Annotated in this window: 2 protein-coding genes; one reads left to right on the top strand and one right to left on the bottom strand. The window is 71.2% G+C overall.

Translation table 11 applies throughout. The features are described from left to right. Positions 1 to 41 precede the first annotated feature (41 nt). Positions 42 to 3167, bottom strand: coding sequence for an excinuclease ABC subunit UvrA (gene uvrA, locus ACFUUZ_RS31485; RefSeq protein ID WP_378702659.1), 3126 nt, complete (start codon positions 3165 to 3167; stop codon positions 42 to 44). 220 nt (positions 3168 to 3387) lie between these two features. Between uvrA and ACFUUZ_RS31490 the strand changes: the two genes are divergently transcribed. After that, positions 3388 to 4020 carry a response regulator gene (locus tag ACFUUZ_RS31490; RefSeq protein WP_378702661.1) on the top strand — a complete coding sequence of 211 codons (633 nt, stop codon included), beginning with the start codon at positions 3388 to 3390 and terminating at the stop codon, positions 4018 to 4020. Positions 4021 to 4156: the final 136 nt, after the last annotated feature.

The raw sequence follows: 4156 nt of genomic DNA on the forward strand, positions 1-4156 counted from the left end.
GGCTGTGGGGACAGCCGCGGGGCCCGCGTCGGAACCTGGGCTCAGCGCAGGGCGGCCGCCTTGCGGGAGAGCCGCTTCGCGGTGGCCGCCGCGCGCTGCGCAGGCTCGGAGTCGGCCGCCGCCTTCTTCGCGGGCGCCTTCCGCGCGCTCGCCTTCGCCGGGGCGGCCTTCGCGGCACGCTTGGCGGCCTGCTTGCCGGGTACCGCCGCGTCGGCGACATCCGCTGCCTGCTCCACGGCCTCGGGCTTCGCGGCTACCGCCTTGCGCGCCCGCGACTTCCGCACCGGCGCCGCGACCGCGCCGCGCTCCGCCGCCAGATCCAGCGCCTCCCGCAGGAACCCGCCGGTGTAACTCCCCTCGACCGCGGCAACGTCCTCCGGCGTCCCCTCGGCGACGACCATCCCACCCCCGGACCCGCCCTCGGGCCCCATGTCGATGATCCAGTCCGCCGTCTTGACCACGTCCAGGTTGTGCTCGATGACGATGACCGTATTGCCCTTGTCCACCAGCCCGTTGATCACGATGAGCAGCTTGCGGATGTCCTCGAAGTGCAGCCCGGTGGTGGGCTCGTCGAGGATGTAGGCGGTGCGCCCGTTGGACCGCTTCTGCAGCTCGGCGGCGAGCTTGACGCGCTGCGCCTCGCCGCCGGAGAGCGTCGGCGCGCTCTGCCCGAGCCGGACGTACCCGAGCCCGACGTCGACCAGCGTCTTGAGGTACCGGTGGATCGAGGTGACCGGCTCGAAGAACTCCGCCGCGACCTCGATCGGCATGTCCAGCACCTCGGCGATGGTCTTGCCCTTGTAGTGCACCTCGAGGGTCTCCCGGTTGTACCGGGCGCCGTGGCACACCTCGCACGGGACGTACACGTCCGGCAGGAAGTTCATCTCGATCTTGAGCGTGCCGTCGCCGGAGCAGGCCTCGCAGCGCCCGCCCTTGACGTTGAAGGAGAACCGCCCCGGCTGGTACCCGCGCACCTTGGCCTCGGTGGTGGCGGCGAAGAGCGTGCGGATCTTGTCGAAGACGCCGGTGTAGGTGGCCGGGTTGGAGCGCGGGGTGCGGCCGATCGGCGACTGGTCGACCTGCACCAGCTTGTCCAGGTGGTCCAGCCCGGTGATCCTGGTGTGCCTGCCGGGCACCTGCCGCGCGCCGTTCAGCTTGTTCTGCAGCACGGTGGCGAGGATGTCGTTGACCAGGGTGGACTTGCCGGAGCCGGAGACGCCGGTGACGGCGGTGAGCACGCCGAGCGGGAAGTTCACGTCGATGCCGCGCAGGTTGTGTTCGGTGGCGCCGACCACGGTGAGGCTGCGCTTGCGGTCGATCGGCCTGCGCACCAGCGGCAGCGCGATGCTCTCCCGCCCGGCGAGGTAGGCGCCGGTGAGCGAGGTCTCGTTGCGCAGCAGCTCCTGGTACGTGCCGCTGTGCACCACGGTGCCGCCGTGCTCGCCCGCCATCGGGCCGATGTCGACCACCCAGTCCGAGGCCCGGATGGTGTCCTCGTCGTGCTCGACCACGATCAGCGTGTTGCCGAGGTCGCGTAGCCGGGTGAGCGTCTCGATCAGCTTGCGGTTGTCCCGCTGGTGCAGCCCGATGGAGGGCTCGTCCAGCACGTAGAGCACGCCGACCAGCCCGGAGCCGATCTGGGTGGCGAGCCGGATGCGCTGCGCCTCGCCGCCGGAGAGCGTGGCGGCGGCGCGCGAGAGGCTCAGGTACTCCAGCCCGACGTCGAGCAGGAATCCGAGTCGGGCCTGCACCTCCTTGACGATCTGCCCGGCGATGGCGGCCTGCCGCTCGCCCAGGGTCAGCCCGTTCAGGAAGGCCGCGCAGTCGCCGATGGAGAGATCGCTGACCTCCGCGATGGAGCGCCGGTCCTCCCCCGACGCGATGGTCACCGCGAGGATCTCCGGGCGCAGCCTGCTGCCGCGGCACACCGGGCACGGGATGTCCCGCATGTACCCCTCGTAGTGCTCCTTCATCTGCTCGGACTCGGTGCTCTCCATGCGCCGCTGCAGGAAGGGCATGACGCCCTCGAAGTCGGCGTAGTAGGAGCGCTTGCGGCCGTAGCGGTTGGTGTAGGAGACGTGCACCTGGTCGGTGCTGCCCTCCAGCACCGCCTTGCGCGCCTTGGCGGGCAGGTTCTTCCACGGCGTCTTGATCGAGAACCCGTTGGCCTCGGCGAGGCCGGAGAGCAGCCGGGTGAAGTACTCCGCGGACTGCCCGCGCGACCACGGCGCGATGGCGCCGTCGGCCAGGCTCAGCTCCGGGTCGGGGACGACCAGCTCCGGGTCGACCTCCTTGCGGATGCCGAGGCCGGTGCAGTCCGGGCAGGCGCCGTACGGCGAGTTGAAGGAGAAGGAGCGCGGCTCCAGGTCCTCGATGTCCAGCGGGTGGCCGTTCGGGCAGGCCAGCCGCTCGGAGAAGCGGCGCTCGCGGTCGTGCGCGTGCTCGTCGCGGTCGACGAAGTCGAGCACGACGATGCCGTCGGCGAGCCGGAGCGCGGTCTCGATGGAGTCGGTGAGCCGCTGCTTGGCATTGCCCTTGACGGCGAGCCGGTCGATCACCACCTCGACGTCGTGCTTCTCCTGCTTCTTCAGCTTCGGCGGGTCGGTGAGCGGGTAGACCACGCCGTCCACCCGGACGCGCGAGTAGCCCTGGCCGTTCAGCTGGTCGAAGAGGTCGACGAACTCGCCCTTGCGGGTGCGCACCACCGGGGCCAGCACCTGGAAGCGCAGCCCCTCCTCCATGGCGAGCACCTGGTCCACGATCTGCTGCGGGGACTGCTTGGCGATGAGTTCGTGGCAGACCGGGCAGTGCGGGGTGCCCGCGCGGGCGTAGAGCAGCCGCAGGTAGTCGTAGACCTCGGTGATGGTGCCGACGGTGGAGCGCGGGTTGCGGTTGGTCGACTTCTGGTCGATCGAGACCGCGGGCGAGAGCCCCTCGATGAAGTCCACGTCCGGCTTGTCCATCTGGCCGAGGAACTGGCGCGCGTACGCCGACAGCGACTCCACGTAGCGCCGCTGGCCCTCGGCGAAGATGGTGTCGAAGGCAAGGCTGGACTTGCCGGAGCCGGAGAGCCCGGTGAACACGATCAGGCTGTCGCGGGGCAGATCGAGGTCGACCCCCTTCAGATTGTGCTCCCGAGCTCCGCGAACGGTGAGGCGTTCCGCCACCAGAAGTCCCTTCTCGATCGTGTTCGTACGTGCACAGGTGTCCCCGGCGGCGATGCTAGAGGCGACCACCGACAAGTAGCGGCCGCGAGGTCGGGGCGGGGGCTAAGGTGGGTGCGCAGAACACGACGACCGCGGCCGCCGGGGTGCAGGCGCCGCACGTATTCGTCGTCCAGCATACGGACGCGGCGCCGCGTCGGCGGCGGGCGGAGCGGAGGGCGGGATGCTCGGGGTGTTCCTCGTCGACGATCACGAGATCGTCCGGCGCGGGCTGGTGGATCTGCTGCAGAGCGATCCGGAGCTGAGCGTGGTCGGGCAGGCGGGCACCGTCGCGGCCGCGCTGGCGGGGGTGCGCGCGGTGCGGCCGGACGTCGCGGTGCTGGATGTGCGGCTGCCGGACGGCAACGGCATCGAGCTCTGCCGCGACCTGCTCGCCGAGCACGACGGGCTGCGCTGCCTCATCCTCACCTCGTACAGCGACGAGCACGCCATGCTGGACGCCGTGCTCGCCGGGGCGGGCGGGTATGTGGTGAAGAACATCAAGGGGATGGAGCTGGCCGAGGCGATCAAGCAGGTGGGCGCGGGCCGCTCGCTGCTCGGCGGGCGCTCGGCGGAGACGCTGGAGGCGCGGCTGCGGCACGCCAGCGGCGCCGCCGTCCTGGAACGGCTCACCGAGCAGGAGCGGCGGTTGCTCGCGCTGCTCGGCGAGGGGCTGACGAACCGGCAGATCGCGGCGCGCATGTTCCTCGCCGAGAAGACGGTGAAGAACTACGTCTCCCGGCTGCTCGCCAAGCTCGGCATGGAGCGCCGCACCCAGGCGGCGGTGCTCGCCAGCAAGCTCGACTCCGGCGCCTGAGCGCGCCCCGACGCGGCGCGCAGTGCGGCGCCGGGCCGCGCGGTCGCCGGGTGTCGATACCGGCCGCGTGGCTGCCCATTGCCGGGTCGAGCGCCGCGCGCAAGTGGGTGAGCCGAGCCCGACCACGGCGCCGGGC

The sequence above is a fragment of the Nocardia sp. NPDC057353 genome, assembly GCF_042667085.1.
Classification (GTDB): Bacteria; Actinomycetota; Actinomycetes; order Mycobacteriales; family Mycobacteriaceae; genus Nocardia.